This window comes from Streptococcus penaeicida, from assembly GCF_002887775.1.
Lineage (GTDB): Bacteria > Bacillota > Bacilli > Lactobacillales > Streptococcaceae > Streptococcus > Streptococcus penaeicida.
Genome location: NZ_LOCM01000044.1, coordinates 1 through 510 on the forward strand (window position 1 = coordinate 1; position 510 = coordinate 510).

Genomic DNA, 510 nt, shown 5'->3' on the forward strand with positions numbered 1-510 from the left:
ATGAGAACGTTAAGAAATCTGTATGAAAATAGGAAATTGACGATGTGTGCTTGCACACAAGGAGATTTATCTTTTTCACTAATGATTTTAGTTCGAATACAATTAAGCTTCACGTAATAGAATAGTACCACCACTAATAATGAAACAACCAGTTTATTAGTCGGGGCCTTAGCTCAGCTGGGAGAGCGCCTGCTTTGCACGCAGGAGGTCAGCGGTTCGATCCCGCTAGGTCCATTATCTAGGATACAAAGAGATGTTCGGCTAGCCGAATTTCTGTAGAAAATTAGGAATCTGACACCGTGTGCTTGCACACAAGGAAGATTATCTATTTTCCTAAGAAATTAATCTCGTGTTCAACTAGATAAATGATATTTGAATACGAACCTAAACTTACTAGAAATAAGTCAAAACCATCTCTGTCTAAGGACACATCACTGGTTTGTTCCTTATTTTACGCAAGTTTTACGACAAGTCGTACCGGTTCTTAATATCATAATAGTCCATTGAAAA

At 37.8% G+C, this 510-nt stretch carries 1 tRNA gene; it reads left to right on the plus strand.

The window, feature by feature from the left end:
- The first annotated feature begins 162 nt into the window (after positions 1-162).
- Positions 163-234 (plus strand) — tRNA-Ala (locus AT575_RS10110).
- Positions 235-510: the final 276 nt, after the last annotated feature.